This is a genomic window from Arhodomonas sp. KWT (genome assembly GCF_010993615.1).
Genome location: NZ_WNXE01000204.1, coordinates 1 through 3,830, shown reverse-complemented (window position 1 = coordinate 3,830; position 3,830 = coordinate 1). Strand labels below are relative to the sequence as shown.

At 63.1% G+C, this 3,830-nt stretch carries 3 protein-coding genes; 1 reads left to right on the top strand and 2 read right to left on the bottom strand.

The genetic code is table 11. From position 1 onward, the window contains the following. On the bottom strand, positions 1 to 884 hold an 884-nt coding region (locus tag G7A99_RS16645; RefSeq protein ID WP_163142213.1), incomplete at its 3' end, for a virulence RhuM family protein. Further along, a complete protein-coding gene (locus tag G7A99_RS16640) occupies positions 881 to 3,052 on the bottom strand; it encodes a class I SAM-dependent DNA methyltransferase (RefSeq protein ID WP_163142210.1) in 2,172 nt (723 codons plus the stop codon). The genes G7A99_RS16645 and G7A99_RS16640, both read right to left, overlap by 4 nt. A 592-nt stretch (positions 3,053 to 3,644) precedes the next feature. Here G7A99_RS16640 and G7A99_RS25970 point away from each other — a divergent pair. After that, a partial coding sequence (locus G7A99_RS25970) for a DUF3375 family protein (protein WP_371807628.1) occupies positions 3,645 to 3,830 on the top strand: 186 nt, incomplete at its 3' end.

The window sequence follows — 3,830 nt, the reverse complement described above, 5'->3', positions numbered from 1 at the left end:
TGTTCCATGCGGTCGCGGCTGATGCTGCCGGCCCCGTCGAGAATCGGCCGTTCGTTGAATTCCAGCAGCCGGTCTACGTTGTGGCGCCAGTAATCCAGGGTCAGGTCCTGGCGCTCCCGGGCGCGCAGTTCGGCCTGTTCCAGGAAGATCACCACCAGACGGTTCAGCGTGTCCACCTCGTCAGCGCTCAGGTAGTTCTTGGCAACGGTGACATCCTGCTTGCGCACCCGGGCGCCCTGCCAGTTGGTTAGGGCCATGTTGGGCTCGCCGGGGTCGGCGCGGTTGACCACGATCTCGGCGGCGGTGTGGCCGGTGACGGCGTAGAGGAGTTTGTTCTGAACCTCAGCAAAGAATCGGTTGGCTTCTTGGTCGTCGGAGCGGTAGTCGCTGGAGAGGGCGAAGAGGTCGCGCACTTTCTGGTAGAAGCGCTTCTCCGACGCGCGGATGTCGCGGATGCGGGCCAGCAGCTCGTCGAAGTAGTCCCACCCGCCGGGCTCCTTCAGGCGCTCGTCGTTCATGGCGAAGCCCTTGACCAGGTACTCCTCCAGGTGGGCGGTGGCCCACTGGCGGAACTGGGTGCCGCGCGGCGAGCGCACCCGGTAGCCCACGGCGAGGATCATGGGCAGGCTGTAGGCCTTGAGGCGCCGCCGGACCCGGCGCTCGCCCTCCTGGCGAACTTGTAAGGAATCCTTACAAGTTGCCTCGGGGCCCAGCTCGCCTTCCTCATAGATCGCGCGGATGTGCTGGGTGATGGCTTGGGGCGTGGTGTCGAACAGCTCCGCCATCTCCGCCTGGGTCAGCCAGGCGGTATCCCCTTCTAGGCGGAGGTGGATTTCCGCCCGACCGTCCTCCGTTCTATAGAGGATGAGCTCCCCGGCGCTCATTCGGTCACCCTGTTCAGCATCTCCAGGATCTCCTTTTCCAGCCCCTGGATATCGCTTTCGATCTCCTCCAGCGGTCGGGGCGGCTCGTAGACGTAGAAGTGCCGGGTGATGGGGATTTCGTAGCCCACCCTGGTTTTGCCGTGGTCGATCCAGGCGTCGTCGACGAAGGGCAGCACCTCGCGGGCGAGGTAGTCCTCGCAGTGCTCGCGTACCAGTTCCAGCAGCGTGCTGTTGTCGGCGTCCTTGTCATAGCCGATGGGCAGCGGCAGCGGGATATCCGCGGGCAGGGGGACGATCTCGGTATCGCGCAGCTCGGTATCCGGCTCGGGGTTGCCGTCCTTATCGCGGCAGATGGCCGCTTCCGGGTCGCGCACGGACAGGGCCTTCAGAATGGCTTCCCTGAGCGGCTTGAGAAGCTTCTCATTAGCGTCCTTGAAGGCCGCCTTCAGGACGGTTTCGAACTCGGCCCGGTCGGTGTAGAGGGTGTCATCCATGCCCTGTAGGATCTCGATGATGCGCTGCTGGGTGGCCTCGCCGGCCTGGACCTCGGCGTCGTGCTCGGCCTGGTCCTTGCGCTTCTTGCTCTTGGCCAGGTTGATGAAGGCGGTTTCCTGCCAGAGCCGCTCGATGCGCTCGGCGCTGGCCTGGAAATTGAGCCGCAGGGGGCGTTCGACGGTGAGCTTCAGGTAACCGAAGTCCCGGTTGTCGAAGACCTTGGAGCAAACGCGCTCTTCCCGCTCTCCATTCTGGCCAACCGTGCAAGTGGCGCCGTCCGTGAAGTCGCCGTAGAGGCGGGTCAGCGCCTCGATGTGCTCGTCGCCCAGTTCGTTGCGCTTCTCCCCCAGGCTCTTCTTCATCTTACGGTAGTGGCGGGTGCCGTCGACGAGTTGCACCTTGCCCTTGCGGTGGTCCGGCTTGCGGTTGGTGACCAGCCAGATGTAGGTGTAGATGCCGGTGTTGTAGAAGAGTTGGTCCGGCAGGGCGATGATGGCGTCCAGCCAGTCGTTTTCGATGATCCAGCGGCGGATGTTACTTTCGCTGGGTCCGGGCTCACCGTTGAACAGGGGGGAGCCGTTGAAGACGACCGCGATCTTGGAGCCCTCTCCCCGCTGTTCCGGCGCAGCCTTCATCTTGCTGATCATGTGCAGCAGGAACAGGGTGGCGCCATCGTTGATGCGCGGCAGGCCGGGGCCGAAACGCCCGTTGAAACCCAGCGCCTGGTGCTCCTTCTTGACGTAATCCTCCTCCGGCTTCCACTCCACGCCGAAGGGTGGGTTGGCGAGCATGTAGTGGAAGGTCTTGTCCGGGTGGCCGTCGCCCGTTTCGCTATCCCCCAGGGTGTCGCCAAAGGCGATGTTATCCACGGGCTCGTCCTTGATCAGCAGGTCTGAACGGCAGATGGCCCACGATTCCTCGTTGTACTCCTGGCCGAACAGCTCAAGATGCGCCTGGGGATTCTGCTCGGTGATGTATTCCTCGGAAACGGAGAGCATCCCGCCGGTACCCGCGGTGGGATCATAGATCGTGCGCGCGATGCCGGGAGTATAGATCTCCTCGTCCTGGGTATAGAGCAGGTGCGCCATCAGGCGGATCACCTCGCGCGGGGTGAAGTGGTCGCCCGCCTCCTCGTTCGCCTGCTCATTGAAACGGCGGACCAGCTCCTCGAACACGTAGCCCATGTCGTGGTTGCTGATCCGATCCGGATGCAGGTCGATCTTCGGGTCGGTGAACGCCTTGACGATGAGATACAGGCGGTTGGCCTTGTCCAGTTTCTCGATCTCCGACTCAAAGTCGAAGGCCTCGAACACGACCCGCGCCGACTCGGAGAAGCCGTTGATGTAGCTGGTCAGGTTCGTGGCGATGTTCTCCGGGTCGGCAAGGAGCTTCTCAAAGGTATAGGGGCTAATGTTGTAAAGGGGGTAATTGCGGCCCTTGCTTGCCTTTCCTGCCAGTACCCGATGAAGCGCCTCGCCCTCCAGGCCCTGCGCCTGCAGTTTTTTGTACTCCGCGAGCACTTGCTCCTTGGTTGGCGCGAGCACGCAGTCCAGCCGGCGCAGCACCGTCATCGGCAGCATTACCTTGCGGTACTGGGGCGGGCGATAGGGGCCTCGGAGCTTGTTCGCGATTTCGAAGACGAAATTGATGAGGTTGGCAGTACTGGTCGACATTTGCGCCCTTTGTCCACTTTTACTGGGGCCCGCTTCGTTGGTTCGGGCCCGGAGCGGGGCGGGAAGAGTGGTCCTTTGATAGCGGCCGGCGTCGGCGCCCTATTCCCTGTTAGCAGGTGCAACGGAACGGCCAGGACGGCGGACACCGCCAAATCGCACGCGAACCTTGCCGGTATTTGTTCCGGATACGGCACGTCCGACGTGTTGCCCGGCGGTTTACCCTCGGCTCGGCTGGTAATCCTGGGACCCGGCTTGCTCGCCTCGATGCTATGCGCCACGACTCGTGGCGTCAGTCATTGTCGGGCGTGCATTGCTGGTCCGGCAAGGCAGGCCATTGGAATGGCCATGCAGATATCGACCCGGGCCACTGGTGTCCCGTGTCTTTCGTTGTCTGTCCCAACAGGGCGAGGGTCAGCAAATTCTTCTGGCGCGCCGTCCGGCTGAACCGGTCGCAGGCACGCATGAAACGGCCGAGACGTCGCACGCCTGCGGCGCACGACCTACCCGCGTGTGCAGCCGGACGTCGGCCGTGTGCGACATCGCCACTGCGGTGAACAGGGTAACGTTGGCCCTGGAGTGTCGTTGAGCCACCATGCATTGTCACAATCGGAATTGCCGGGTGATGGTTTGCATCGTAGACGCGGGCGATCACGGCACGGAAACTGTCCACATGGACTACGATCACGCCCGTTACCTGCGCCGCAATCATCCGGCGTGGCGGCTGCTCACCGCCGACAGCGCGCCCCTGATCGTCGGCTTTCTCCACCACGCCTTTATC

Coding starts and splice junctions, on each gene's coding strand:
- G7A99_RS16640 (WP_163142210.1), bottom strand. CDS start 3,052: ATGTCGACCAGTACTGCCAACCTCATCAATTTCGTCTTCGAAATCGCG.